The sequence below is a fragment of the Arthrobacter sp. CG_A4 genome (assembly GCF_035985125.1).
In the GTDB taxonomy this organism is placed as follows: domain Bacteria; phylum Actinomycetota; class Actinomycetes; order Actinomycetales; family Micrococcaceae; genus Arthrobacter.
The window spans coordinates 12,012-38,164 of sequence record NZ_JAXCID010000011.1; the positions used below are offsets into that span (position 1 = coordinate 12,012).

The 26,153-nt window shown below is 63.4% G+C and carries 23 protein-coding genes; 22 read left to right on the forward strand and 1 reads right to left on the reverse strand.

The features are described from left to right. Window positions 1-99: 99 nt before the first annotated feature. The 8 genes from rpoB (at window position 100) to RCH07_RS06700 (ending at window position 17,031) form a co-directional block, all read left to right on the forward strand. A complete protein-coding gene (gene rpoB, locus RCH07_RS06665; protein WP_326966691.1) occupies window positions 100-3,615 on the forward strand; it encodes a DNA-directed RNA polymerase subunit beta in 3,516 nt (1,171 codons plus the stop codon). Between the two features lie 105 nt (window positions 3,616-3,720). Further along, window positions 3,721-7,620, forward strand: a complete 3,900-nt coding sequence (locus RCH07_RS06670; protein ID WP_326966692.1) for a DNA-directed RNA polymerase subunit beta' — start codon at window positions 3,721-3,723, stop codon at window positions 7,618-7,620. 400 nt (window positions 7,621-8,020) lie between these two features. Further along, window positions 8,021-8,395 carry a 30S ribosomal protein S12 gene (gene rpsL, locus RCH07_RS06675; RefSeq protein ID WP_011692814.1) on the forward strand — a complete coding sequence of 125 codons (375 nt, stop codon included), beginning with the start codon at window positions 8,021-8,023 and terminating at the stop codon, window positions 8,393-8,395. Between the two features lies 1 nt (window position 8,396). Further along, the gene (gene rpsG, locus RCH07_RS06680) at window positions 8,397-8,867 is read left to right on the forward strand and encodes a 30S ribosomal protein S7 (protein WP_326966693.1); all 471 of its coding nucleotides are present in this window, start codon (window positions 8,397-8,399) and stop codon (window positions 8,865-8,867) included. A 69-nt stretch (window positions 8,868-8,936) separates the two neighbouring features. Further along, entirely contained in the window at window positions 8,937-11,051 is a 2,115-nt protein-coding gene (gene fusA, locus RCH07_RS06685; RefSeq protein ID WP_326966694.1) for an elongation factor G, read from the forward strand. Between the two features lie 261 nt (window positions 11,052-11,312). Then, window positions 11,313-12,503, forward strand: a complete 1,191-nt coding sequence (gene tuf, locus RCH07_RS06690) for an elongation factor Tu (protein WP_326966695.1) — start codon at window positions 11,313-11,315, stop codon at window positions 12,501-12,503. Window positions 12,504-12,677: 174 nt separating this feature from the next. Next, on the forward strand, window positions 12,678-16,844 hold the full coding sequence (locus RCH07_RS06695; RefSeq protein ID WP_326966696.1) for a hypothetical protein: 4,167 nt from the start codon (window positions 12,678-12,680) through the stop codon (window positions 16,842-16,844). A gap of 61 nt (window positions 16,845-16,905) precedes the next feature. Continuing rightward, a complete protein-coding gene (locus RCH07_RS06700) occupies window positions 16,906-17,031 on the forward strand; it encodes a hypothetical protein (RefSeq protein WP_326966697.1) in 126 nt (41 codons plus the stop codon). Window positions 17,032-17,060: 29 nt separating this feature from the next. Here the strand turns inward: RCH07_RS06700 and RCH07_RS06705 are convergent, their stop codons facing one another. Beyond that, window positions 17,061-18,488 (reverse strand): GH1 family beta-glucosidase, encoded by a 1,428-nt coding sequence (locus tag RCH07_RS06705; protein WP_326966698.1) that lies wholly within the window; start codon window positions 18,486-18,488, stop codon window positions 17,061-17,063. Between the two features lie 435 nt (window positions 18,489-18,923). On the opposite strand from RCH07_RS06705, the gene rpsJ reads away from it, so the two are divergent. The 14 genes from rpsJ (at window position 18,924) to rplE (ending at window position 26,125) form a co-directional block, all read left to right on the forward strand. Further along, window positions 18,924-19,232 (forward strand): 30S ribosomal protein S10, encoded by a 309-nt coding sequence (gene rpsJ, locus RCH07_RS06710; protein WP_024366135.1) that lies wholly within the window; start codon window positions 18,924-18,926, stop codon window positions 19,230-19,232. A 17-nt stretch (window positions 19,233-19,249) separates the two neighbouring features. After that, a complete protein-coding gene (gene rplC / locus RCH07_RS06715) occupies window positions 19,250-19,900 on the forward strand; it encodes a 50S ribosomal protein L3 (RefSeq protein ID WP_326966699.1) in 651 nt (216 codons plus the stop codon). A gap of 4 nt (window positions 19,901-19,904) precedes the next feature. Then, complete coding sequence (gene rplD, locus RCH07_RS06720; protein ID WP_326966700.1) at window positions 19,905-20,528, forward strand: 50S ribosomal protein L4; 624 nt, start codon at window positions 19,905-19,907, stop codon at window positions 20,526-20,528. Further along, window positions 20,525-20,830 carry a 50S ribosomal protein L23 gene (rplW, locus tag RCH07_RS06725; RefSeq protein WP_024366132.1) on the forward strand — a complete coding sequence of 102 codons (306 nt, stop codon included), beginning with the start codon at window positions 20,525-20,527 and terminating at the stop codon, window positions 20,828-20,830. The genes rplD and rplW overlap by 4 nt, the downstream gene beginning before the upstream one ends. Window positions 20,831-20,859: 29 nt before the next feature. After that, window positions 20,860-21,699: a 50S ribosomal protein L2 gene (gene rplB, locus RCH07_RS06730; RefSeq protein ID WP_326966701.1), complete on the forward strand. Its 840-nt coding sequence runs from the start codon at window positions 20,860-20,862 to the stop codon at window positions 21,697-21,699. Window positions 21,700-21,711: 12 nt separating this feature from the next. Beyond that, a complete protein-coding gene (rpsS, locus tag RCH07_RS06735) occupies window positions 21,712-21,993 on the forward strand; it encodes a 30S ribosomal protein S19 (RefSeq protein ID WP_003803803.1) in 282 nt (93 codons plus the stop codon). A 38-nt stretch (window positions 21,994-22,031) separates the two neighbouring features. Then, complete coding sequence (gene rplV / locus RCH07_RS06740) at window positions 22,032-22,397, forward strand: 50S ribosomal protein L22 (RefSeq protein WP_069949298.1); 366 nt, start codon at window positions 22,032-22,034, stop codon at window positions 22,395-22,397. Continuing rightward, a complete protein-coding gene (rpsC, locus tag RCH07_RS06745) occupies window positions 22,398-23,255 on the forward strand; it encodes a 30S ribosomal protein S3 (RefSeq protein ID WP_326966702.1) in 858 nt (285 codons plus the stop codon). It begins immediately after the preceding gene. After that, a complete protein-coding gene (gene rplP, locus RCH07_RS06750; protein WP_024366129.1) occupies window positions 23,256-23,672 on the forward strand; it encodes a 50S ribosomal protein L16 in 417 nt (138 codons plus the stop codon). It abuts the gene before it with no gap. Window positions 23,673-23,674: 2 nt separating this feature from the next. After that, window positions 23,675-24,010 carry a 50S ribosomal protein L29 gene (gene rpmC / locus RCH07_RS06755; protein WP_326966703.1) on the forward strand — a complete coding sequence of 112 codons (336 nt, stop codon included), beginning with the start codon at window positions 23,675-23,677 and terminating at the stop codon, window positions 24,008-24,010. Then, entirely contained in the window at window positions 24,007-24,315 is a 309-nt protein-coding gene (gene rpsQ, locus RCH07_RS06760) for a 30S ribosomal protein S17 (protein ID WP_326966704.1), read from the forward strand. Before rpmC ends, rpsQ begins: the two co-directional genes overlap by 4 nt. A gap of 497 nt (window positions 24,316-24,812) precedes the next feature. Then, window positions 24,813-25,181: a 50S ribosomal protein L14 gene (gene rplN / locus RCH07_RS06765; protein ID WP_003803789.1), complete on the forward strand. Its 369-nt coding sequence runs from the start codon at window positions 24,813-24,815 to the stop codon at window positions 25,179-25,181. Window positions 25,182-25,184: 3 nt separating this feature from the next. After that, a complete protein-coding gene (gene rplX / locus RCH07_RS06770) occupies window positions 25,185-25,544 on the forward strand; it encodes a 50S ribosomal protein L24 (RefSeq protein ID WP_326966705.1) in 360 nt (119 codons plus the stop codon). After that, window positions 25,544-26,125 carry a 50S ribosomal protein L5 gene (gene rplE, locus RCH07_RS06775; protein ID WP_326966706.1) on the forward strand — a complete coding sequence of 194 codons (582 nt, stop codon included), beginning with the start codon at window positions 25,544-25,546 and terminating at the stop codon, window positions 26,123-26,125. The genes rplX and rplE overlap by 1 nt, the downstream gene beginning before the upstream one ends. Window positions 26,126-26,153: the final 28 nt, after the last annotated feature.

Below are 26,153 nucleotides of genomic sequence, written 5' to 3' on the forward strand. Positions count from 1 at the left end.
CATATAGCGGAACCGGACTGGTAGCACTGCGGAGTCACTCCGCAGGGTACATAGCGGGGAAGATCTGACAACGCCTGAAGGTCTGTGGAAGGATCCCTCTTGGTCGCCTCGAGCACCTCTAATGTAAACAACGCTACCGCTATCAATGCCGACAGCACCGACGGTGCAACCCGCCGGCTCTCATTCGCAAAGATTCACGAACCTCTTGATGTCCCGAATCTGCTTGCCCTGCAAACGGACAGCTTTGACTGGCTGGTCGGAAACGAACGCTGGCAGGCACGCGTGGCGAAGGCCACCGAAGAAGGCGACCTCAGCGTCGCCACCTCCTCGGGTCTGTCTGACATCTTCGAAGAGATCTCCCCGATCGAGGATTTCCAGGGCACCATGTCCCTGAGCTTCTCCGAGCCGGAGTTCGCTGATCCGAAGTACACCATGGCCGAGTGCAAGGACCGGGACGCCACGTACTCGGCTCCGCTGTACGTCAAGGCTGAGTTCATGAACAACAACACGGGCGAAATCAAGCAGCAGACCGTGTTCATGGGTGACTTCCCGCTGATGACCGAAAAGGGTACCTTCGTCGTCAACGGCACCGAGCGTGTTGTTGTCTCCCAGCTGGTCCGTTCCCCGGGCGCCTACTTTGAGCGCACCGCGGACAAGACCAGCGACAAGGACATCTTCACCGCGAAGATCATCCCGTCCCGCGGCGCCTGGTTCGAACTCGAAATCGACAAGCGCGACCAGGTCGGCGTTCGCCTCGACCGCAAGCGCAAGCAGTCCGTCACGGTACTGCTGAAGGCCCTCGGCTGGACCGAAGGCCAGATCCTCGAAGAGTTCGGCCAGTACGACTCCATGCGCGCGACGCTGGAGAAAGACGCCACCGAGACCCGCGAAGACGCGTTGCTCGACATCTACCGGAAGCTGCGACCGGGCGAGCCGCCCACGGTCGAGGCTGCCCAGTCACTGCTGGACAACCTGTACTTCAACTCAAAGCGCTACGACCTGGCGAAGGTTGGCCGTTACAAGATCAACCGCAAGCTCGGCATTGACCGGTCCCTTGGTGACAAGGAAGCGTCCGTCCTGCACGTTGAGGACATCGTTGCCATGATCAAGTTCCTCGTTGCGCTGCACGCCGGCGAGAAGACCCTCACGGGCAAGCGCGACGGCCAGGACCACGAGCTGCGCGTTGAGATCGATGACATCGACCACTTCGGCAACCGCCGCATCCGCGCCGTCGGCGAGCTCATCGAGAACCAGGTCCGCACCGGCCTGTCCCGAATGGAGCGCGTCGTCCGCGAGCGGATGACCACCCAGGACGTCGAGGCCATCACGCCGCAGACGCTGATCAACATCCGCCCCGTCGTGGCAGCCATCAAGGAGTTCTTCGGAACGTCCCAGCTGTCCCAGTTCATGGACCAGAACAACCCGCTCTCGGGTCTGACCCACAAGCGCCGCCTGTCGGCTCTTGGCCCGGGTGGTCTGTCCCGCGACCGTGCCGGCATGGAAGTCCGCGACGTGCACCCGTCGCACTACGGACGTATGTGCCCCATCGAAACCCCTGAAGGCCCGAACATTGGCCTGATCGGTTCGCTGGCTTCCTACGGACGCATCAACCCGTTCGGTTTCATCGAGACTCCTTACCGTCTCGTTTCCGAGGGCGTTGTGTCCGATGAGGTCGAGTACCTCACGGCCGACGACGAAGCCGAGGTCCTGATTGCCCAGGCCAACGCGCCGCTGGATGCGAACAAGAAGTTCGCCGAAGAGACCGTCCTGGTCCGCGCCCGTGGTGGTGGAGGCGAGCCTGTGCTGGTCCCCGCCGCCGAGGTCGAGTTCATGGACGTCTCCCCGCGCCAGATGGTGTCCGTGGCTACCGCCCTGATCCCGTTCCTGGAGCATGACGATGCAAACCGCGCCCTCATGGGTGCCAACATGCAGCGCCAGGCCGTGCCGCTGGTCCGTTCCGAGGCACCGTTCGTCGGTACCGGCATGGAGCGTGCCGCCGCCGTAGACGCCGGTGACGTCACCATCGCCAAGAAGGCAGGTGTGGTTACCGAGGTCTCCGCCGAGCTGGTCATCATGCTCAACGACGACGGTACGGAAACCAACTACCGCATCAACAAGTTCGCCCGCTCCAACCAGGGCAACTGTTACAACAACCGTGTCCTGGTGAACGAAGGCCAGCGCCTGGAGGTCGGCGGCATCATCGCCGACGGCCCGGCAACGGACCAGGGCGAACTGGCCCTCGGAAAGAACCTGCTCGTGGCATTCATGTCATGGGAAGGCCACAACTTCGAGGATGCCATTATCCTGTCCCAGCGCATCGTGGCCGAGGACGTTCTGTCCTCCATCCACATCGAGGAGCACGAGATCGATGCCCGCGACACCAAGCTTGGTGCCGAGGAAATCACCCGTGACATCCCCAACGTGTCCGAGGAAGTCCTGGCGGGCCTGGACGAGCGCGGCATCATCCACATCGGTGCCGAGGTTGAAGCCGGCGACATCCTGGTCGGAAAGGTCACGCCCAAGGGCGAGACCGAGCTGACCCCGGAAGAGCGCCTGCTGCGCGCCATCTTCGGTGAGAAGTCCCGCGAAGTGCGCGACACCTCCCTGAAGGTTCCGCACGGCGAGTCCGGCACCGTGATCGGTGTCCGCGTCTTCGACCGCGACAACGACGACGAGCTGCCCCCGGGCGTCAACCAGCTGGTCCGCGTCTACGTGGCTGCCAAGCGTAAGATCACCGACGGCGACAAGCTCGCCGGCCGGCACGGCAACAAGGGCGTTATCTCCAAGATCCTTCCGATCGAGGACATGCCCTTCCTTGCCGACGGTACCCCCGTTGATATCGTCCTGAACCCGCTGGGTGTTCCGGGCCGGATGAACGTCGGCCAGGTGCTGGAAACGCACCTCGGCTGGGTTGCCAAGACCGGCTGGAAGATCGAAGGCGAGCCCGAGTGGGTCAAGCAGCTGCCGAACCTGCCGCGCGAGAGTGGCTCCACCACTGTTGCAACGCCGGTCTTCGACGGCGCGCGTGAAGAGGAAATCACTGGTCTCCTCGACTCCACCAACGTCACCCGCGACGGCGTCCGCCTGATCAACTCTTCAGGCAAGACCCGGCTCTTCGACGGCCGCTCCGGCGAGCCGTTCCCGGATCCGATCTCGGTCGGCTACATGTACATCCTGAAGCTCCACCACCTGGTGGACGACAAGATCCACGCGCGCTCCACCGGCCCGTACTCCATGATCACGCAGCAGCCGCTGGGTGGTAAGGCACAGTTCGGTGGCCAGCGCTTCGGTGAAATGGAAGTGTGGGCGCTCGAAGCCTATGGCGCCGCCTACACGCTCCAGGAACTCCTCACGATCAAGTCCGATGATATCCACGGTCGTGTGAAGGTCTACGAAGCCATCGTCAAGGGCGAGAACATCCCGGAGCCGGGCGTTCCTGAGTCCTTCAAGGTCTTGATCAAGGAAATGCAGTCGCTGTGCCTGAACGTGGAAGTGCTTTCCACGGACGGAACCACAATTGAAATGCGTGACTCTGATGACGCAGTCTTCACGGCTGCGGAAGAACTGGGCATCGATCTGTCTCGTGCAGAGCCCAGTTCCGTAGAAGAGGTCTAGCAGGTGGGGTTCGACGGCGGGTCACCACCCGCCGTCGAACATCACCTCCCTCTTCCCGTAACCCAAGACCTCAGAATTTAGCGAACAAGAGAGAACAGGGACCATATGTCCAGCGAATCCTCCTTCGGCCTCATGCAGATCGGCCTCGCCACCGCGGAAGACATCCGTGGCTGGTCTTACGGCGAGGTTAAGAAGCCGGAAACCATCAATTACCGCACGCTCAAGCCTGAGAAGGACGGCCTCTTCTGCGAGAAGATCTTCGGCCCGTCCCGCGACTGGGAGTGCTACTGCGGTAAGTACAAGCGCGTGCGCTTCAAGGGCATCATCTGCGAGCGGTGTGGCGTTGAGGTCACCCGTGCGAAGGTGCGCCGTGAGCGCATGGGCCACATCGAGCTGGCCGCCCCGGTCACGCACATCTGGTACTTCAAGGGTGTCCCGTCCCGCCTGGGCTACCTCCTTGACCTGGCGCCGAAGGACCTCGAAAAGGTCATTTACTTCGCTGCCTACATGATCACGAGCGTCGACGCTGACAGCCGCCACGAGGAACTGCCCAACCTGCAGGTTGAGCACGACATCGAGAAGAAGCAGCTGATCGACAACCGCGACTCGGACATCGCCACGATCGCCCGCGACCTCGAGAACGAGATTGCCCGTCTCGAAGGCGAAGGCGCCAAGGCTGCCGACAAGAAGAAGGCCCGCGACTCCGCTGACCGCCAGATGGCCAACGTCCGCAAGCGCGCGGATGCTGAAATCGAGCGCCTCGAGCAGGTCTGGGACCGCTTCAAGAACCTGAAGGTCGCTGACCTCGAAGGCGACGAAGGCCTGTACCGCGAACTGCGCGACCGCTACGGCATGTACTTCGAAGGCTCCATGGGTGCCGAGGCCATCAAGAAGCGTCTTGAGAACTTTGACATGCAGGCCGAGTCGGACATGCTCCGCGACATCATCGCCAACGGCAAGGGCCAGCGCAAGACCCGTGCCCTGAAGCGGCTCAAGGTTGTCAATGCCTTCCTGACCACCAACAACAGCCCGCTCGGCATGGTGCTGGACGCCGTCCCGGTGATCCCGCCGGAACTGCGCCCGATGGTCCAGCTGGACGGTGGCCGCTTCGCGACCTCCGACCTCAACGACCTCTACCGTCGTGTGATCAACCGCAACAACCGCCTCAAGCGCCTGCTTGATCTCGGTGCCCCGGAGATCATCGTCAACAACGAGAAGCGCATGCTTCAGGAAGCCGTTGACAGCCTCTTCGACAACGGCCGCCGCGGCCGTCCGGTCACCGGACCGGGCAACCGTCCGCTGAAGTCCCTGAGCGACATGCTCAAGGGCAAGCAGGGCCGTTTCCGCCAGAACCTCCTGGGTAAGCGCGTTGACTACTCCGGCCGTTCCGTCATCGTCGTGGGCCCGCAGTTGAAGCTGCACCAGTGCGGTCTGCCGAAGCAGATGGCCCTGGAGCTCTTCAAGCCGTTCGTGATGAAGCGCCTGGTTGACCTCAACCACGCCCAGAACATCAAGTCGGCGAAGCGGATGGTGGAGCGCTACCGCCCGCAGGTCTGGGATGTCCTCGAAGAGATCATCACCGAGCACCCCGTGCTGCTGAACCGTGCACCCACCCTGCACCGTCTCGGCATCCAGGCGTTCGAACCGCAGCTTGTTGAAGGTAAGGCAATCCAGCTTCACCCGCTGGTTTGTGGCGCTTTCAACGCAGACTTCGACGGCGACCAGATGGCAGTGCACCTGCCGCTGAGCCCCGAAGCCCAGGCTGAAGCCCGCATCCTGATGCTGTCCTCGAACAACATCCTGAAGCCCTCCGACGGCCGCCCGGTGACGCTGCCTTCGCAGGATATGATCATCGGCCTCTACCACCTGACCACCAAGCGTGTCGGTTCAGCTGGCGAGGGCCGGATCTTCTCCTCCGTGTCGGAAGCCATCATGGCGTTCGACCTGCACGAACTGCACCTGAACTCCCAGGTCAAGATCCGGCTTGAGGGCTTTGTCCCCTACGCCGGCTGGGAAGCTCCGGAAGGCTATGAACCGGGTCAGACCGTCCTGGTCCAGACCTCGCTGGGACAGGTCCTCTTCAACGAGACCCTGCCCGCCGATTACCCGTGGGTGGAGAACGTTGCGGACAAGGGCGAACTGTCCACGATCGTCAACGACCTCGCCGAGCGCTACCCGAAGGTGGTCACGGCGGCAACGCTGGACAACCTGAAGGATGCCGGTTTCTACTGGGCCACCCGGTCCGGCGTCACCGTCGCCATCTCCGACATCGAGGTGCCCAAGGACAAGCCGCGGATCCTCGCCGGTTACGAGACTATGGCCGCCAAGATCCAGGGCCAGTACGACAAAGGCCTGATCGACGACGACGAGCGTCGCCAGGAACTGATCGAGATCTGGAACAAGGCAACGAACGAAATCGCCCAGGCGATGCGTGACAACCTGTCGCCGATGAACACCATCAACCGCATGGTGTCCTCCGGTGCCCGTGGTAACTGGATGCAGGTCCGTCAGATCGCGGGTATCCGTGGCCTGGTGGCCAACCCCAAGGGTGAGATCATCCCGCGTCCCATCAAGTCCTCCTACCGCGAGGGCCTGTCGGTGCTGGAATACTTCATCGCCACGCACGGTGCCCGTAAGGGTCTGGCTGACACCGCGCTGCGTACCGCCAACTCGGGTTACCTGACCCGTCGTCTGGTGGACGTCTCGCAGGACGTCATCGTCCGTGAGGAGGACTGCGGCACCGAGCGCGGCCTCATGACGGCCATTGCGGTGGCGGACGCCAACGGTGAGCTGGTCCTCGACGAGAACGTCGAGAACAGCGCCTACGCCCGGACCCTGGCCGTGGACGTCGTTGACTCCAAGGGCAAGGTCCTAGCAGCAGCCGGCACCGACTGCGGCGACGTGGTCATTGCCGAACTGTTCGCAGCCGGCATCACCGAAGTCAAGGTCCGCTCCGTACTCACCTGTGAGTCCGGCGTCGGCACCTGCGCCCTGTGCTACGGCCGTTCGCTGGCCACGGGTAAGACGGTGGACATCGGTGAGGCAGTGGGCATCATCGCCGCACAGTCCATCGGTGAGCCGGGTACCCAGCTGACCATGCGTACGTTCCACACCGGTGGTGCTGTTTCCTCCAGTGGTGGCGACGACATCACCCAGGGTCTGCCCCGTATCCAGGAGCTCTTTGAAGCCCGTACTCCGAAGGGTGTCGCACCGATTGCTGAAGCAGCCGGCCGCATCACCATCGAAGAGTCCGAGCGCCAGATGCGCCTGGTCATCACACCCGATGACGGATCCGAAGAGATCGCTTACCCGGTGCTGCGCCGTTCACGTCTTCTCATCGAAGACGGCGAGCACGTCAGCGTCGGCCAGAAGCTCATCAACGGTCCGGTCGACCCCAAGCAGGTTCTGCGCATCATGGGCCCCCGTGCCGCGCAGAAGTTCCTGGTGGACGAAGTCCAGGGCGTGTACCGCAGCCAGGGCATCGGTATCCACGACAAGCATGTCGAGGTTATCGTCCGCCAGATGCTGCGCCGCGTCACGGTCATCGAGTCCGGCGAATCGGATCTGCTGCCCGGCGAGCTCGCCGAGCGCAGCCGCTTCGAGGATGCCAACCGCCGTGTTGTGTCCGAGGGAAAGACGCCGGCATCCGGGCGTCCCGAGCTCATGGGCATCACCAAGGCGTCCCTGGCGACCGAGTCCTGGCTGTCCGCAGCTTCCTTCCAGGAGACCACCCGCGTCCTGACGCAGGCGGCCATGGAAGGCAAGAGCGATCCGCTGCTCGGCCTCAAGGAAAATGTCATCATCGGTAAGCTCATCCCGGCCGGCACGGGTCTCCCGCGCTACACCGAGGTCACGGTGGAGCCCACTGAAGAAGCTAAGGCCAATCTGTTCACCGGCCCCAGCGCGTTCAGTGACTTCTCCTACGATTCCCTGGGCGGCGACGGGGCTCCCGAGTTCCACGCCATCCCGCTGGATGACTACGACCTGGGAAGCGACTTCCGCTAGCGGGTAGGTCAAAGCCTGCACCATGGGATGGTCCCGCACCGCAAGGTGGGGGGCCATCCCCTTTTAAACCCGTCGGAGTGGGCGCGGATTAAGGGCTGGGGGCCGTCCGTGTTAGTCTTAGTATTAATTGTTTTGTGGCAGTGGATGAGTGCGCTGGCTACAGCTGAGAAGCTGGGTCAGGACGACGTTTCCGGTTTGCAGGGTTCCTGTGCAACGTATGCCACATTTTCGCATGCCTAGGGGCACTCCAGGATGTAAATCCGTGAGTCCCGGCGTGCGGTCCGACTATTAAGGCTTCGCCACAGCTGCCCCGGAGAGAACTTCACGGCTCGGGCGGCGGGGCGCAGCGACAAGAGAGCGGCTGCCACCGGCCGCTCCGGATAAAACGGAGAACACGAGAGTGCCTACGATTAACCAGCTGGTCCGCAAGGGCCGCACGCCTAAGGTCAAAAAGACCAAGGCACCCGCGCTTAACGGCAGCCCGATGCGCCGCGGTGTTTGCACCCGCGTGTACACCACCACCCCGAAGAAGCCGAACTCGGCCCTCCGTAAGGTGGCACGTGTGCGCCTCAACGGCGGCGTTGAAGTCACCGCTTACATCCCCGGTGTAGGCCACAACCTCCAGGAGCACTCCATTGTGCTTGTACGTGGCGGCCGTGTTAAGGACCTTCCGGGTGTCCGCTACAAGATCGTCCGTGGCGCCCTCGATACCCAGGGTGTCAAAAACCGTAAGCAGGCTCGTAGCCGCTACGGCGCAAAGATGGAGAAGAAGTAATATGCCTCGCAAGGGTCCGGCCCCTAAGCGGCCGCTAGTTCTAGATCCCGTTTACGGCTCCCCGCTGGTCACCCAGCTCATCAACAAGGTGCTGGTTGACGGCAAGAAGTCCACCGCAGAGCGCATTGTCTACGGTGCCCTTGAGGGTGCCCGTGCCAAGTCCGGCGGCGACCCGGTTGCCTCCCTGAAGAAGGCCATGGAGAACGTCAAGCCTTCCCTCGAGGTCCGCTCCCGCCGCGTCGGTGGCGCCACCTACCAGGTTCCGGTTGAGGTCAAGCCGGGCCGCTCCACGGCCCTCGCCCTGCGCTGGCTGGTGGGCTACTCCAAGGCCCGCCGGGAGAAGACCATGACCGAGCGCCTCCAGAACGAGATTCTGGATGCGTCCAACGGTCTCGGTGCCGCTGTGAAGCGTCGCGAAGACACCCACAAGATGGCCGAGTCCAACAAGGCCTTCGCACACTACCGCTGGTAATACTTCCCGGACGCCGCCGGCTCAACCGAGCCGGCGGCGAACGTGCAGTCCATCCGAAAGGGAGACACCGTGGCACAGGACGTGCTTACCGACCTTAGCAAGGTCCGCAACATCGGCATTATGGCCCACATCGATGCCGGCAAGACCACTACTACCGAGCGCATCCTGTTCTACACAGGCGTGAACCACAAGATCGGCGAAACGCACGACGGCGCGTCGACGACTGACTGGATGGAACAGGAAAAGGAACGCGGCATCACCATCACGTCTGCCGCCGTGACCTGCTTCTGGGAAAACAACCAGATCAACATCATCGACACCCCCGGCCACGTCGACTTCACGGTTGAGGTGGAGCGCTCCCTGCGCGTCCTCGACGGTGCAGTTGCCGTATTCGACGGCAAGGAAGGCGTGGAGCCGCAGTCTGAGACTGTCTGGCGCCAGGCCGACAAGTACAACGTCCCGCGCATCTGCTTCGTCAACAAGATGGACAAGCTCGGCGCTGACTTCTACTTCACCGTTGACACCATCATCAGCCGCCTTGGTGCCAAGCCGCTCGTTATGCAGCTTCCGATCGGCGCCGAGAACGACTTCATCGGCGTTGTGGATCTGCTCTTCATGCGTGCGCTGGTCTGGCCCGGCGACTCCAAGGGCGACGTCACCATGGGTGCCAAGTACGAGATCCAGGAGATCCCGGCTGACCTCAGGGAAAAGGCTGAGGAGTACCGCGCGACGCTCATTGAGACCGTTGCGGAGTCCTCCGAAGAGCTGATGGAAAAGTACCTCGAAGGCGAAGAAATCTCCGTCGAGGAGCTCAAGGCCGGCATCCGCAAGATGACGATCAACTCCGAGCTCTACCCGGTCTTCTGCGGCTCCGCGTTCAAGAACCGCGGCGTTCAGCCGATGCTCGACGCCGTCGTGGACTACCTGCCGAACCCGCTCGACGTCCCGCCGATGATCGGTCACGATACCCGCGACGAAGAGAAGGAACTGACGCGCAAGCCGTCCTCCGAAGAGCCGTTCTCGGCCCTGGCGTTCAAGATTGCTACGCACCCGTTCTTCGGCCAGCTGACCTTCATCCGCGTGTACTCCGGTCACGTGGAAGCAGGCTCCCAGGTTGTCAACTCGACCAAGGGCAAAAAAGAGCGCATCGGCAAGCTGTTCCAGATGCACGCCAACAAGGAAATGCCGGTTGACGGCGCTACCGCCGGCCACATCTACGCAGCGATCGGGCTCAAGGACACCACCACGGGAGACACCCTGTGCGACCCGGCAAACCAGATCGTCCTTGAGTCCATGAGCTTCCCGGAGCCCGTGATCTCTGTTGCAATCGAGCCGAACACCAAGGGTGACCAGGAGAAGCTCTCCACCGCCATCCAGAAGCTCTCCGCTGAGGACCCCACCTTCCAGGTCTCCCTCAACGTGGACACCGGTCAGACCATCATCGCCGGCATGGGCGAGCTCCACCTGGACATCCTGGTGGACCGCATGCGCCGCGAATTCAAGGTCGAGGCGAACGTCGGCAAGCCGCAGGTTGCTTACCGCGAAACCATCAAGAAGGCTGTAGAGCGTCACGACTACACGCACAAGAAGCAGACCGGTGGTTCCGGCCAGTTCGCGAAGATCCAGATCGCGATCGCACCCTTGGACACGTCCGACGGCGAAATGTACGAGTTCGAGAACAAGGTCACCGGTGGCCGCATTCCGCGCGAATACATCCCGTCCGTCGATGCCGGAATCCAGGATGCGCTGAATGACGGCGTCCTGGCCGGTTACCCGGTTGTCGGTATCAAGGCCACGCTGATTGACGGCGCTTACCACGATGTTGACTCCTCGGAGATGGCGTTCAAGATCGCCGGCCGGATGGCTTTCAAGGAAGCTGCACGCAAGGCGAACCCCATCCTGCTCGAACCGCTGATGGATGTCGAGGTCCGCACCCCTGAGGAATACATGGGTGAAGTAATCGGTGACCTCAACTCCCGCCGTGGCCAGATGCAGTCCATGGAGGATGCCCAGGGCGTCAAGGTCATCCGTGCGCACGTCCCGCTGTCCGGCATGTTCGGCTACATCGGTGACCTGCGCTCGAAGACCCAGGGCCGCGCCGTGTACTCCATGACGTTCCACAGCTACGCGGAGGTCCCGAAGGCGTTTGCCGACGAGATCATCCAGAAGAACCGCGGCGAGTAGTCCCTAGGACTTTTCGCTGTAGCAAACTCGGTGGTGTTTCCGGTTCCGGAAATTCACCTGGTGCAGGTGGCCGGCTCCGGCCAACCGCTTTTCCGGTCAAGCCGGGACCGGCCATCTGCACCGACAGGCTCGAGGGACTAGTGTTAGTTCCTGAATCTGCAATTTCATCAATCCAAAGCCCCCCAAGTAGACTTACTGAAGTTTCGCCGCGACAAGCGCGGTCGAAGGGTAAGTCATTTGAAAACGTTCTAGGAGGAACCTGTGGCAAAGGCAAAGTTCGAGCGGACTAAGCCGCACGTTAACATCGGCACCATTGGTCACGTTGACCACGGTAAGACGACGTTGACGGCCGCGATTTCCAAGGTGCTGTACGACAAGTACCCGACACTCAACGAGCAGCGCGACTTCGCGTCCATTGACTCTGCTCCCGAAGAGCGTCAGCGCGGCATTACCATCAACATCTCCCACGTTGAGTACCAGACCGAGAAGCGCCACTACGCACACGTAGACGCTCCGGGTCACGCTGACTACATCAAGAACATGATCACCGGTGCTGCCCAGATGGACGGTGCAATCCTCGTGGTTGCCGCCACTGACGGCCCGATGGCTCAGACCCGCGAGCACGTTCTGCTGGCCCGCCAGGTTGGCGTTCCCTACCTGCTGGTGGCGCTGAACAAGTCGGACATGGTCGATGACGAAGAGCTCCTGGACCTCGTCGAAATGGAAGTTCGCGAGCTGCTTTCGGCTCAGGGCTTCGACGGCGATGAGGCTCCGGTTGTACGCGTTTCCGGTCTGAAGGCACTCGAAGGCGACCCGGTTTGGGTCAAGTCCGTCGAGGACCTCATGGAAGCTGTGGACAACTCCGTGCCGGACCCCGTCCGTGACCGTGACAAGCCGTTCCTGATGCCGATCGAAGATGTTTTCACGATCACCGGCCGTGGCACCGTCGTAACGGGCCGCGCCGAGCGTGGAACCCTCGCCATCAACTCCGAGGTCGAGATCGTCGGCATCCGCCCGATCCAGAAGACCACGGTCACCGGTATCGAGATGTTCCACAAGCAGCTCGACGAAGCATGGGCGGGCGAGAACTGTGGCCTCCTGCTCCGCGGTCTGAAGCGCGATGACGTAGAGCGTGGCCAGGTTGTCGTCAAGCCGGGGTCCATCACCCCGCACACCGACTTCGAGGCCAACGTCTACATCCTCTCCAAGGACGAAGGCGGGCGTCACAACCCGTTCTACTCCAACTACCGCCCGCAGTTCTACTTCCGCACCACGGACGTAACCGGCGTTATCACCCTGCCGGAAGGCACGGAAATGGTTATGCCCGGCGACAACACTGAGATGACCGTTGCGCTCATCCAGCCCATCGCCATGGAAGAGGGCCTCGGCTTCGCTATCCGCGAAGGCGGCCGCACCGTTGGTTCAGGACGCGTCACCAAGATCGTCAAGTAGTACTTGAAGATCTTTGTCTAGATCTCTGACCGGTTTGGCCGTCTGACGGCCGCCGTGACGTCTGGAACAGCCCCGCTGCACTCGCAGCGGGGCTGTTCTTTGATATGATTTCTCTATTCATTGGATTTATGGGCTGAGCGGAGCAGGACAGCCTTCGTAGAGAAGGATTTTCTTATGTCGACGGCTGTCCAAACTCTGCTGATTCTATTGCTGCTCGCGGGAGCTCTGCTGTTGGGGATCCGTTGGGGGAGGGGCAGGGAACGCCGCAGGGCCGCCGACGTCGGGAATGCAGCGTTCGCCGCCGGTTTCCGTGCGGGGCATCTCCGGGGCTGGCACGATGCGTGCGCCGCCGCGGAACAGCGGCCAATTTCTGTTGCCGCCGTGGCGCCGGCCCCCGTGGAGCCGCCGGTTGCCTCGGCGCCTCCGCAGCGGCAGCAGCCGCCGGTACCGTGGTTCCCGCCGGGGCACGCGGCGCCGCAGCGACAGCAGCCTGCCCCGCGCCCGGCGCCGCAGCGTCAGCAGCCGGCCCCGCGTCCGGCCCCGGGGCCGGTGCGGACGCCACAAGCTCCGCCACAAGCCCCGCCACAAGCTCCGCCGCCCAAGTCGGCCGGGGAGCGCGCCGCCCGGAAGGAACGGCGGGACCGTCAGAACATCAACATCACGCTCTACATTGCCAGTCTGCTGCTGGTAGCCGCAGGTGCCCTGTTTCTGGGAACGTCGCTGCCGGAAGTCCTCCGCTTCGCCGGAGTCTGCGCCATCACGGCCCTGTTCTACGGTTCAGGCCTGATGCTTCATGCCCGGGTCCCCCGGCTTAGGCCCGCGGCCGTGGCGTTCGCGGGAACGGGGCTGGCGCTTGTTCCAGTGGCCGGCCTGGCCATGTACAACTTTGTCCTCCACGACGGCCCCGCCGCCTGGCTGGTCACATCCTTTGTAGGCACAGTGGCCTACATCGCCGCGGCCGTGCGGATGGACAGCCGGATCCTCGTCTTCCTGTCCCTCACCTTCCTGGTCTCCACCACCTACTCCGGCATCGCGGTCCTGGGCGGCGCGCTGGTCTGGTACTTCGCGGGCATGATCGGCCTTGCCGCAGCCCTGACGCTGCTTGCCCAGCTGCGGCCCCGCTGGCTGCCGCCCGTCTACCTCAAGCCGCTGATGGATCTCCACCCCTTCGTGGTCCCTGCCGTCGCGCTGGCCGTGACCTTTATGCCGCAGTTACTGGGCAAGGGCGAGTACGCCCTCATCATGTTCCTCTGCGGCGTCTTCTTTGCCCTGATGACGGCTGTGCCGCAGGGCCGGTTCCGTGTCGCCCAGTACTACGGTGCGCGGCTGAGCCTGACGCTCTCGGCCGCCGTCGGCGTGTGGGCCGTGAGCGGTAGCCTGCCCGGGCCACTGCTGGCAGCGCTTATGCTGGCAGCCCTGCAGGTGGTGCTGCTTGCCTCCGGCTTGAACCTCCTTCCCGATGTACTGCTGGGATCTGCTCGCCGCCGGCGGGCGGACGCCCTCGGCACCTACGGGCTGCAACTGTTGCTGACCCTGCTCTGGTCAGCGGCGACCTTCTTCGACGCCGCCGGGAGCCCGGCCGCGGGCGTCCCCCTGTGGGGGCCGCTCCTGCTTGCGCTCCTCACCGGAATGGTCATCGCGGTACGGCTCGGCGGTGCGGCGGAGTGGGCCCCGGTTTCGGCCCTGATGCTTGCCGGGACCTTCGGTGACAGTGACAGGGCCGGGGTCTGGGCGCCGTCCGGCTTCCTCATCCTGGCCGTGCTGTTCTGGTCCCTGCGCTCCCGGTCCGCGGCAGAACCCCTGCGCCGGCACTTCGTCCTTGCCGCCCGGATCGTCGCCACGGCGGCCGTCCCCACCATCGCCGCCGTCATGGTCGGCGACGGTCCCGGCGAGGCCGCGGTGGTCGTGTTCGCCCTCTCGCTGGCACTGATGGCCCAGCAGCTCGGGACGGCAGCACTTCTTCGGGCGGGCGTGGCGACGTTTGCCCCGAACGCCAGCCTCTTCGGCTTCTCCGCAGCAGCCGTCCCGGCCCTGGCCGTCCTGGCGCTGACGGACCGCTCGGACGGGATGACGCTCACGGGAGCAGCCGTCGTATTGCAGCTTCTGGCGTCGTTTGGCACCGGTTGGGCACTGAACCGCCGTTCCGATGCCGCGGCGCCCTGGCGTCCCGCCGTCGCAGAACTGCTGCCCGTGGGAATGGCACTGGCGCTGGTGGGCATGGCGTTTACCGCCGTATCCCTGGAGTGTGGAAACCTCGCCCTGGTCCTGACCGTGCTCTATCTGGCCGCGACCGGGCTGCGACGCCGGGCGATTCAGCAACGATGGGGCTACTGGTGGCTGGGACGGGCAGCCGGCACCGTCCTGCTGCTGACAGCTTTCCACCAGCTCAGCCGGGCAAGCGGACCGCTGCTGCTCGGCGGCGAGGAAATCACTCTCACTACGGTCGCCGTGTTTGCGCTGGGGCTGCAGCTCGCCCTCCCGCTCCTGGCGGAGGTCTGCGGTAGGGCTCCCCGCGGCGTCCTCGCCGACGCCGCCGCCGTGCTGGCGCTGGAGGTTTTCGCACTGCTGGTGTTGCTGGCCGCCGGTTTCCGTGGCCCGGACGCCGGGGGATGGCAGCTCACCGCGGCGGTAGTCATCATCGCCGTCGGCGCGGCGGCCTCGGGCTTTGTGTTGCGGGCGCGTGCCGGCGCGTTGGCCTTCGCGCCCGCCGCTTTGGCCGTGCTGCTGCTGGCCCGCGCGGGAACGGCGCTCGACGTCGAGCTGGTGCTTGGCATCATGGCCGTCTTCAGCGCCGTTATGGTGGTCTCCGCCGTCGGCCGCATTGTGAAGGGCGTGTACTTTGCGGCCGCACGGGTGCTGGCCCTTGCCCTGGCACTTGTGCTCAGCTACGACGCCACAGCGTCGGTGACTGCGGTGTCGGTGACCTTTGCGCTGGTGCTTGCTGCGCAGCACGTGGTCCGCTGGCTGATGCGGCACCGCCTTGAAGAGGTCCCCTTCCAGCAGGCCGCGGTCTGGATCACCCTGGCCGGCCAGGCGGTCCTTCCCGGCAGCTACCTGACGGCCCAGGCGGACGACGGCGGCCGCTGGGTCGTCCTGCTGCAGCTTGCCCTGCTGCTGGTCTCCGCTGCGGTGGCGAGCCGGCTGTTCGCAGCCCGCGGGGCGGCCTACCTGACCGTCCCCGCGGCGGTATTCGGCGTCGTGGTACTGGGGCCGGTGCCGGACTTCGAGGGCACCTCGTCGGCGGAAGCGTTCCTCGCCGGGCCGCTGCTGAGCCATAACGGCGTAGTCCTGGGCCTGCTGGCGCTTTCCATCGCCGCGGTGGCGGCCGGACTCCTGAGCAGGGGCAGGGCCCGGACTGGCGGGGAGCGCTGGCTCTGGCTGGCAGCGGCGGGTGGCTTCGTCATGTCGGCCCTGGCTCTGGCGCCGTTTGCTTCCGGCTGGCTGACGGGGGCTTCGTTGTTGGTGCTGGCAGCCGTCTGCTTCACGGCCTCGCACCTGGAACGGTGGCCCATGCTCTACCTTCCGGCCGCAGCGGCGGTGCTTGCCGGGGCAACGCTGGTAGTGTCCGGCCTGCCGGACGCCGTGCCGGGTCCTTGGGGCGGCTTCCTGCCGTGGCTGGCGGGCTGTGTTCCTGCCGCCGCGGGCCTTTACTCGGCCCGGTTGCTGCGCCGCGACCCGCTGTCCACGGACCGCTTCCGTTGCTGGTCGCTGGCGGGGGCGGCCAGTCTCGGCCTGGCCCTGGCCGCGGCCGCCGGACTGCGGCTCGACGCAACTTCCTGGACAGGGGCCGTTCTGGTGGCAGCCACCGCCGCGGTGGTCAGCGTCGAGGTGCCCGCGAAGGACCGGAGGCTGAGTGCCGAACTGGGGCTTTTTGCGACGACGGCGGCGTTCCAGCGCGCCGTGCTGTTCACCGGTTCCGGCGGGCCCGATCCCTTCTGGGCGCTGCAGTGGTATGTGATCCTCGCCGCGGCGCTCGGGGTGCTGCGGATGTTTTCCGGGGACCGGACGGCGGGCCGTATTCTGATCTCCGTTGCCGCCGGGCTGCACTCATTGGGCGGACTGGGGATTATTTTCGGTGGCGACGCCGGGCAACAGCTCTGGACGCTGGCGCTTCTCGCGGGGCTCCTGGTCGCCGGGCTTGCCTACGGTGAAAGGCTGTTGGTCTGGTGGGGCGCCGCGGGCGTGGCACTGTGCATCATGTGGGCCATGCGCCAGTACACCTTTGCGCTGCTGGCACTCATCGCCGCGGCCCTGATCGCCGTCGCGGTCTGGCGGCTCAACCGCGACAAGCCGGCGGCCGCCGAGGCAGCCGTGGACCGGCAGCCGGCCGACCATTTTTAGCGGGCAGCGGGCAGCGGGCAGCCGGCACTGATATCGTTGCTCCCGACGAAGGGAGCTCACCGTGGGCTGGATCATTTTCCTGTTGGTGGCCGTTGCCGTTGTCGCGGCCGTCTTTTGGGCCAAGAAGCATTTCCGCCACGAGATTGACCGCGCCAAGCGCATCAACCGGGCCAATAAGGAGCAGTAGCACCCGGCGAGCGGGAGGGCCCGGCCCGCTCAGCCTTTCCTGGCCCGGCTGAGTGCCTGGTACCAGTAGTAGGAATCCTTAGGGGTGCGCTCCTGGGTGTCGAAGTCCACATGGACCAGTCCGAAGCGCTGCGAATATCCCGCCGCCCACTCGAAGTTGTCCATCAGGGTCCAGACGTAGTAGCCCAGCAGCTCCACGTCCTCGGCGATGCCGCCGGGGCCGGTGGCGTCAAGTGCATGGTTGAGGTGGGCCGCAATGTAGCTGATCCGGTCCGCATCCGCGATCGGTCCGTCGACGTGATCGGGTTCGGGGAAGCTGGCGCCGCTTTCGGTGATGTACAGCGGGGGGAGCTGCCCGCCATAGCGGTCCTTCAGTTCGCGGAGCAACGGTCCCAGGTGATCCGGTGCCACCGGCCAGCCGAAACCCGTAGTCGCGTATTCCGGGAAGGCCGCGAGATGGAACGGCATCTTGAGCATGGCGTCCGCAGCGCCGGCCGGACTCTCGCCGGGGCCGCGTCCGGTGGCAACCTTGACCGGGTAGTAGTAGTTCAGCCCGTAGAAATCCAGCGGCTGGTGGATGGTCCGCAGATCCGCATCGGAGATCTTGCCCATCGACCGGAACCACGGCCTGGCAATCAGCGGCACCTTCGGGTACCGGCCCAGGAGGATCGGGTCCGCGTAGACCCGGTTCAGGACCAGATCGAAGATGTTCGCGAGGAAGCGGTCCGTCACCGAGCGGGACGCTGGCCGGACCGGGGAGTGCAGATTGGTGACGCCCACGGCGCCGGTGACTCCCTCAGCACGCAGCGCCTGCACAGCCAGTCCGTGGCCGAGGAGCTGATGGTGGACCGAAGGCAAGGCGTCGAAGAGCAGGCCGTGTCCCGGGGCGTGGACCCCCAGGGCATAACCGTTGAGGGTCACCGACACCGGTTCGTTGAGCGTCACCCATTGGGCTACGCGGTCGCCGAAGCGCCGGCCGGCCGCCGCACTGTACTCTGCGAAGCGCTCCGCGGTGGAGCGGTTCAGCCAGCCGCCGCGGTGCTCCAGCGGCAGGGGAGTGTCCCAGTGGTACAGGGTGGCCATGGGGGAGATGCCGGCCTCGAGCAGCCGGTCGATCAGCCGGTCGTAGAAGTCGAGACCTGCACGGTTGAACGGACCGGTACCGTCAGGCTGGATCCGCGGCCAGGAGATGGAAAAACGGTAGGAGTCGATCCCCAGGGCGCGCATCAGTTCGACGTCTTCGGGGGTCCGGTTGTAGTGGTCGCAGGCGACGGCGGGGGAATGGCCATCCTGGATGCTGCCTGGTTTCTCGGCAAAGGCATCCCAGCCGGATGGCCCGCGGCCACCGGCCGAGAGGGCGCCCTCTATCTGGAAGGCAGCCGAGGCAACTCCGAGCTGGAACTCCGGGTTCAGGCGCGCGGCAAGGGCCTGAACAGCTGCAGAATCCTGCACAGTCATGTCCCCATCATCCATTCGAAGGTTGCTGGGGGCAATGAGCGGACGGCTGCCGCCGTCGTCGGGAACCTGCCGCCGCAGGCACCCCCTCCGTCTGGCGCTGATTCGCTTCTGTCCGTATATTCCGGCATACTAAATGAGTTGTTCAAGCGCTCCTTCGCGTCCCGATCCGGATAATGCCGGGTGTCAGGGTCCAGGTGGGAGACCAAACATAACCAACTCCCCATGGAACTGCGGACGAGTACGCGTGAAAAGCGCGACACGCCCGACCGCGGGGGTCGGTTACGCCGGCAGGTTGAGGAACCCGGAGTTTTCCGGATTCAGCTTGTGCGGCGGGTGGTAGTTACAACTTCAATTGCTTCGGCAGCCACATGCAACACGCAAGTAAACAGAGCAGCCCTCACCGGAGCAGCACTAACTGAAAGAGAGTCAGGCGACATGGCGGGACAAAAAATCCGCATCCGGCTGAAGTCATACGACCACGAGGTCATTGACTCTTCAGCACGGAAGATCGTTGAGACGGTCACGCGCGCAGGCGCCACGGTAGTTGGCCCTGTGCCGCTGCCGACGGAGAAGAACATCTACTGCGTCATCCGCTCTCCGCACAAGTACAAGGACAGCCGTGAGCACTTCGAAATGCGGACTCACAAGCGTCTGATCGACATCATCGACCCCACGCCCAAGGCTGTTGATTCGCTGATGCGTCTCGACCTGCCGGCCGACGTGAACATCGAAATCAAGCTGTAGGGAGGTGCTGAGAGACTATGACCGCAACCCGTAACGTTAAGGGCCTGCTGGGCACGAAGCTCGGCATGACCCAGGTCTGGGACGAGAACAACAAGCTCATCCCCGTCACTGTGGTCCAGGCTGACTCGAACGTCATCACGCAGGTGCGTAATGCAGCCACGGATGGCTATGTCGCCGTTCAGATCGGCTACGGCCAGATTGATCCCCGCAAGGTCACCAAGCCGCTGGCTGGTCACTTTGACAAGGCAGGCGTCACGCCTCGCCGCCACGTCGTCGAACTGCGCACTGCAGATGCTGACTCTTACGAGCTGGGCCAGGAGCTTTCTGTTGAGCTCTTCGAAGCCGGCCAGAAGATCGACGTCGTTGGCACCACCAAGGGTAAGGGCTTCGCCGGTGTTATGAAGCGTCACGGCTTCCACGGCGTTGGTGCTTCCCACGGTGCACACAAGAACCACCGTAAGCCCGGTTCAATCGGTGGCGCATCCACCCCGAGCCGCGTCTTCAAGGGCATGAAAATGGCCGGCCGCATGGGCGCCGTGCGTCACACCACGCTGAACCTCACGGTCCACGCGGTTGACGTCGAGAAGTCGCTGCTCCTCATCAAGGGCGCCGTTCCCGGCGCCCGCGGCCAGGTCGTCCTCGTACGCACCGCCGTGAAGGGAGCCTAGTTCAATGACTAGCACTGTCAAGGTTGACCTGCCTGCAGAGATCTTCGACGTACAGACCAACGTGCCGCTGCTGCACCAGGTCGTCGTTGCCCAGCTCGCTGCTGCTCGCCAGGGTACCCACAAAACCAAGACCCGCGCCGAGGTTTCCGGTGCAGGTCGCAAGCCGTTCAAGCAGAAGGGCACGGGCCGCGCCCGTCAGGGTTCAATCCGTGCTCCGCACATGACCGGTGGTGGCGTTGTCCACGGCCCCACGCCGCGTGACTACAGCCAGCGCACCCCCAAGAAGATGATTGCTGCTGCACTGCGCGGAGCTCTCTCTGACCGCGCCCGCAACAACCGCATCCACGTTATTGCTGAACTGGTGGCCGGCACCAAGCCGTCCTCCAGCGCTGCACTGGCGACTCTGCGGGGTGTCTCCGAGCGTAAGAACCTGCTCGTCGTTATCGAGCGCGCCAACGATGTTGCTGCACTCTCCGTGCGCAACCTCACGGATGTTCACGTTCTGTACGCAGACCAGCTGAACACCTACGACGTTCTCGTTTCCGATGACGTTGTCTTCACCAAGGCTGCCTACGAAGCATTCGTTGCTGACCGGGCAGTGGCAAAGAACGGGGAGGATGCCAAGTGAGTGCAGCCACCATCAAAGACCCGCGCGACGTGGTGCTTGCACCCGTCGTCTCGGAAAAGAGCTACGGCCTGATCGATGAGGGCAAGTACACCTTCCTGGTGGACCCCCGCTCGAACAAGACCGAGATCAAGCTGGCCGTGGAGAAAATCTTCTCCGTCAAGGTCGACTCGATCAACACCATCAACCGTGCCGGTAAGCGCAAGCGAACCAAATTCGGATGGGGTACCCGCAAAAACACCAAGCGTGCAATTGTGAGCCTCAAAGAAGGCACGATCGACATCTTCGGCGGTCCGCTCTCGTAGCGGAGACCACTTTAACGAGGAAATAAATTATGGGAATCCGTAAATATAAGCCGACTACCCCGGGCCGACGCGGCTCGAGCGTAGCGGACTTCACTGAAATCACGCGGTCGACGCCGGAAAAGTCGTTGGTACGTCCCCTCCCGAAAAAGGGTGGCCGTAACAACACCGGTAAGATCACGACCCGTCACAAGGGTGGTGGACACAAGCGCCAGTACCGTCTGATCGACTTCCGTCGCCACGACAAAGACGGCGTCAACGCCCGCGTTGCCGAGATTGAGTACGATCCGAACCGTACGGCTCGCATCGCACTCCTGCACTACATTGATGGAACCAAGCGTTACATCATTGCCCCGAACAAGCTGGCCCAGGGCGACACCGTAGAAGCAGGTGCCAACGCTGATATCAAGCCTGGCAACAACCTGCCGCTGCGCAACATCCCGGTGGGTACCGTTATCCACGCAGTCGAACTGCGTCCGGGTGGCGGCGCCAAGATGGGCCGCTCCGCCGGCGCATCGATCCAGCTCGTTGCCAAGGAAGGCCGTTTCGCCCAGCTGCGCCTGCCCTCCGGCGAAATCCGCAACGTTGACGTGCGCTGCCGCGCAACCGTCGGCGAGGTGGGCAACGCCGAGCAGTCGAACATCAACTGGGGTAAGGCCGGCCGTATGCGCTGGAAGGGCGTTCGCCCGACCGTCCGTGGTGTCGCCATGAACCCGGTTGACCACCCCCACGGTGGTGGCGAGGGTAAGACGTCCGGTGGACGTCACCCCGTCAACCCGAACGGTAAGCGCGAAGGCCGCACCCGCCGTCCCAACAAAGAGAGCGACAAGCTTATTGTTCGTCGCCGTCGTACTGGCAAGAACAAGCGATAGGAGTCTGGACACATGCCACGCAGCCTGAAAAAAGGTCCTTTCGTTGACCAGCACCTCTTTGTGAAGGTAGCAAGGGAAAACGAAAAGGGCACCAAGAACGTCATCAAGACCTGGTCCCGCCGTTCGATGATCATCCCCGACATGCTCGGGCACACGATCGCCGTGCACGACGGACGCAAGCACATCCCGGTGTTTGTCACTGAGTCGATGGTCGGGCACAAGCTCGGCGAATTCGCTCCCACGCGGACATTCCGCGGCCATGTCAAGGACGACCGTAAGGGCAAGCGCCGCTAGGCGCCTGCACTTACGTCAAAGACGAGAGAAGGAAAGCAATGGAAGCCAAGGCAATTGCGCGTCACATCCGCGTAACGCCTATGAAGGCCCGGCGCGTCGTCAACCTTGTTCGTGGTAAGCAAGCGAATGAGGCTCTGGCAATTCTGAAGTTTGCCCCGCAGGCAGCTTCGGAGCCGGTATTCAAGGTAGTTCAGTCGGCAATCTCCAACGCCCGGGTCCTCGCGGACCGCGACGGCGTGGCGTTTGACGAAGGTGACCTCATCATCAGCGAAATGTATGTTGATGAAGGCCCGACCATGAAGCGGTTCCAGCCGCGAGCCCAGGGTCGTGCATTTCAGATCAAGAAGCGCACGAGCCACATCACCGTGGTAGTCGCTACCCCGGAGAAAGAGGAGGCTCGCTAAGTGGGACAGAAAGTTAACCCGCACGGGTTCCGACTCGGCATCACCACCGATCACGTATCGCACTGGTTTGCTGACAGCACCAAGCCCGGCCAGCGGTACAAGGACTTCGTCCGCGAAGACATCCGCATCCGCCAGCTCATGTCCACGGGTATGGAGCGCGCCGGTATCGCCAAGGTTGAAATCGAGCGCACCCGCGACCGTGTCCGCGTGGATATCCACACGGCACGTCCGGGCATCGTTATCGGCCGCCGCGGCGCAGAAGCAGACCGCATCCGCGGCGAGCTCGAAAAGCTCACGGGCAAGCAGGTCCAGCTGAACATCCTCGAGGTCAAGAACCCCGAGATGGAAGCTCAGCTTGTTGCCCAGGGCGTTGCTGAGCAGCTGACTTCCCGCGTGGCTTTCCGCCGTGCGATGAAGAAGGCCATGCAGTCCGCACAGCGTGCCGGTGCCAAGGGCATCCGGATCGCTTGCTCGGGTCGACTGGGCGGCGCAGAAATGTCCCGCTCGGAGTTCTACCGCGAAGGCCGTGTGCCCCTGCACACCCTCCGCGCGAACATCGACTACGGCTTCTACGAGGCAAAGACCACCTTCGGCCGCATCGGCGTGAAGGTCTGGATCTACAAGGGTGACGTCACCGCCAAGGAACTGGCTCAGCAGGCAGCTGCTGCTCCGTCCCGCGGCCGTGGTGCCAGCGACCGCCCGGGCCGCCCGGGTGGCGCTGATCGTGGTGGCGCTGACCGTGGTGACCGCCGTCGTCGTCCCGACCGCCCGGCCGAGGCTGCACCTGTTGCTGCCGAAGCTCCGGCTGCCGAAGCCGCTACCGCAGCTGCACCGGCAGTAGAAGGAGGACAGGCTTAAATGCTTATCCCACGTCGAGTCAAGCACCGTAAGCAGCACCACCCGGGTCGTTCCGGCGCTGCTACGGGCGGCACCAAGGTCTCGTTCGGTGAGTGGGGTATCCAGGCTCTGAGCCCGGCATATGTCACGAACCGTCAGATCGAGTCTGCCCGTATCGCGATGACCCGCCACATCAAGCGTGGCGGTAAGGTCTGGATCAACATCTACCCGGACCGTCCGCTGACGAAGAAGCCGGCCGAAACCCGCATGGGTTCCGGTAAGGGTTCTCCGGAATGGTGGGTCTCAAACGTCAAGCCGGGCCGGGTTCTCTTCGAGATCTCCGGTGTCGATGAAGAAACTGCCCGCGAGGCACTTCGCCTGGCGATCCACAAGCTCCCGTTGAAGGCACGCATTCTGCGTCGCGAAGGTGGTGAATAGAAATGTCAGTAGGATCCAAGGAACTTGCATCCGCACAGCTGGACGGTTTCGACAACGAGCGACTCGTTGAAGAACTCCGCAAGGCCAAGGAAGAGCTGTTCAACCTGCGTTTCCAGTCCGCCACCGGTCAGCTGGAGAACCACGGTCGGCTGCGCGCGGTAAAGAAAGACATCGCCCGCATCTACACCGTTCTCCGTGAGCGTGAGCTGGGCATTCGTGCCGAGGTTGCCGCACCGGTTGTGGAAGCCAAGGAAGAAAAGAAGTCCAAGAAGTCCGCAGCCAAGGCTGAAAAGGCTGAAAAGCCGGCCGAGGCCAAGACTGAGGAGGACGCCAAGTGAGTGAAAAGGACGAGAACGTGACGGAAACTGTTTCCGACGCAGCTACGGCTGCCGAGCGCGGTGACCGTAAGACGAAGCGCGGCTATGTGGTCTCGGACAAGATGGAAAAGACCATCGTTGTCCAGGTCGAGGACCGTGTGAAGCACGCCCTCTATGGCAAGGTCCTTCGCCGCAACACGAAGATCAAGGCTCACGACGAAGAGAACAGCGCCGGCATCGGCGACCTCGTTCTCCTCGCCGAGACCCGCCCGCTCTCCGCTACCAAGCGGTGGCGCCTGGTGGAGATCCTCGAGAAGGCCAAGTAATACCTGCAGCCCCGCTGTAAGTAGACGCTTGAGCGAAACCCCCGTTCCCTTCTGGGAGCGGGGGTTTCTGCGTTCCGGAGATTCCCGCCGGGCGCCGCGTCACGCCGTGCAGGTTTTCATCAGGCGTACGACGCCGGCGGGCCTGGTTCCCGGGGGAGCGGGCAGCCGTGTGGTCAAAAGGCTGTCGTGCGTGACGCCGTCGTCGGTGGCATTTCCTGATTCTGCCTGGCGGGCCAAAACGTGCTAAGATCTTGAGTTTGTATGGCGCCCTCTGTGCGCCATCGTCAACCTCGTAAACTTCCGTGCCACGGCATAGTGCCCCCTCGCGCCCGACTCGTCGGGATCCGCCTGGGACGCAAATGTTTTTGGCACGGGATTTTAGGCCTGGTCTGGCAAAATCCAGGCAGGTCAAGAGACACCCCGATCAACCGTTCCGCAAGGCTCATTCCGTAGGAAGATTTTCGGTCTGAGAACCAGCGCGACGCAAGGAGTAAATAGTGATTCAGCAGGAGTCGCGACTCAAGGTCGCCGACAACACGGGTGCTAAGGAAATCCTTACCATTCGCGTTCTCGGTGGATCTGGCCGTCGCTACGCAGGCATTGGCGACGTAATCGTCGCTACCGTCAAGGACGCAATTCCGGGCGGCAACGTAAAGAAGGGCGACGTCGTCAAGGCGGTCATCGTCCGTACCAAGAAGGAACGCCGCCGTGCGGATGGTTCCTATATCAAGTTTGACGAGAACGCAGCTGTGATCCTGAAGAACGACGGTGACCCCCGCGGTACCCGTATCTTCGGACCGGTTGGTCGTGAACTTCGCGATAAGAAGTTCATGAAGATCGTTTCTCTGGCTCCGGAGGTGCTGTAGTCCATGGCTAAGATCAAAAAGGGTGACCTGGTTCAGGTCATCACTGGCGCCAAGGCTGAGCGCGGCGGCGACAAGGGCAAGCAGGGCAAGGTTCTGCGCGTATTCCCCGAGAGCAACCGCGTGTTGGTCGAAGGCATGAACCGCGTAACCAAGCACACCAAGGTCGGTCAGTCGCAGCGCGGCACCAAGACCGGTGGCATCGAGGTCGTTGAGGCTTCAATCCACATCTCCAACGTGGCTCTGGTTGACCCCTCCACCAAGAAGCCCACCCGCGTCGGTTTCCGCACCGAGACCGTTGAGCGCGATGGCGTGAAGCGCGACGTGCGTGTCCGCGTGGCCAAGAGCTCAGGGAAGGACATCTAATGACTGAGACTCTCGAGACTCCGGCAAGCAAGATGGTTCCCCGTCTGAAGACCAAGTACGCGGATTCCATCAAGAGTTCGCTCGTTGAGGAATTCAAGTACGAGAACGTCAACCAGGTTCCCCGTCTGGTCAAGGTCGTTGTGAACATGGGTGTTGGAGATGCCGCCAAGGACTCCAAGCTGATCGACGGCGCCGTCCGCGATCTGACCCTGATCACCGGCCAGAAGCCGCAGGTAACCAAGGCCCGCAAGTCGATCGCACAGTTCAAGCTGCGCGAAGGCATGCCGATCGGTGCACACGCAACTCTGCGTGGGGACCGCATGTGGGAATTCCTGGACCGTCTGGTCACGCTGGCTCTGCCGCGTATCCGTGACTTCCGGGGCCTCAGCGGCAAGCAGTTCGACGGCAACGGCAACTACACCTTCGGTCTGACCGAGCAGGTTATGTTCCACGAGATCGACCAGGATTCCATTGACCGCGTACGCGGCATGGACATCACCGTCGTGACCACTGCCAAGACCGACGACGAAGGCCGCGCGCTGCTCAAGGCACTTGGCTTCCCGTTCAAGACCGACGATTAATCTAGCTACGTAAAAGGTCCGCCCGCGC

Coding starts and splice junctions, on each gene's coding strand:
- RCH07_RS06670 (WP_326966692.1), top strand. CDS start 3,721: ATGTCCAGCGAATCCTCCTTCGGCCTCATGCAGATCGGCCTCGCCACC.
- rpsG (WP_326966693.1), top strand. CDS start 8,397: ATGCCTCGCAAGGGTCCGGCCCCTAAGCGGCCGCTAGTTCTAGATCCC.
- RCH07_RS06695 (WP_326966696.1), top strand. CDS start 12,678: ATGTCGACGGCTGTCCAAACTCTGCTGATTCTATTGCTGCTCGCGGGA.
- RCH07_RS06705 (WP_326966698.1), bottom strand. CDS start 18,488: ATGACTGTGCAGGATTCTGCAGCTGTTCAGGCCCTTGCCGCGCGCCTG.
- rpsJ (WP_024366135.1), top strand. CDS start 18,924: ATGGCGGGACAAAAAATCCGCATCCGGCTGAAGTCATACGACCACGAG.
- rplC (WP_326966699.1), top strand. CDS start 19,250: ATGACCGCAACCCGTAACGTTAAGGGCCTGCTGGGCACGAAGCTCGGC.
- rplD (WP_326966700.1), top strand. CDS start 19,905: ATGACTAGCACTGTCAAGGTTGACCTGCCTGCAGAGATCTTCGACGTA.
- rplB (WP_326966701.1), top strand. CDS start 20,860: ATGGGAATCCGTAAATATAAGCCGACTACCCCGGGCCGACGCGGCTCG.
- rpsS (WP_003803803.1), top strand. CDS start 21,712: ATGCCACGCAGCCTGAAAAAAGGTCCTTTCGTTGACCAGCACCTCTTT.
- rplV (WP_069949298.1), top strand. CDS start 22,032: ATGGAAGCCAAGGCAATTGCGCGTCACATCCGCGTAACGCCTATGAAG.
- rplP (WP_024366129.1), top strand. CDS start 23,256: ATGCTTATCCCACGTCGAGTCAAGCACCGTAAGCAGCACCACCCGGGT.
- rpmC (WP_326966703.1), top strand. CDS start 23,675: ATGTCAGTAGGATCCAAGGAACTTGCATCCGCACAGCTGGACGGTTTC.
- rplX (WP_326966705.1), top strand. CDS start 25,185: ATGGCTAAGATCAAAAAGGGTGACCTGGTTCAGGTCATCACTGGCGCC.
- rplE (WP_326966706.1), top strand. CDS start 25,544: ATGACTGAGACTCTCGAGACTCCGGCAAGCAAGATGGTTCCCCGTCTG.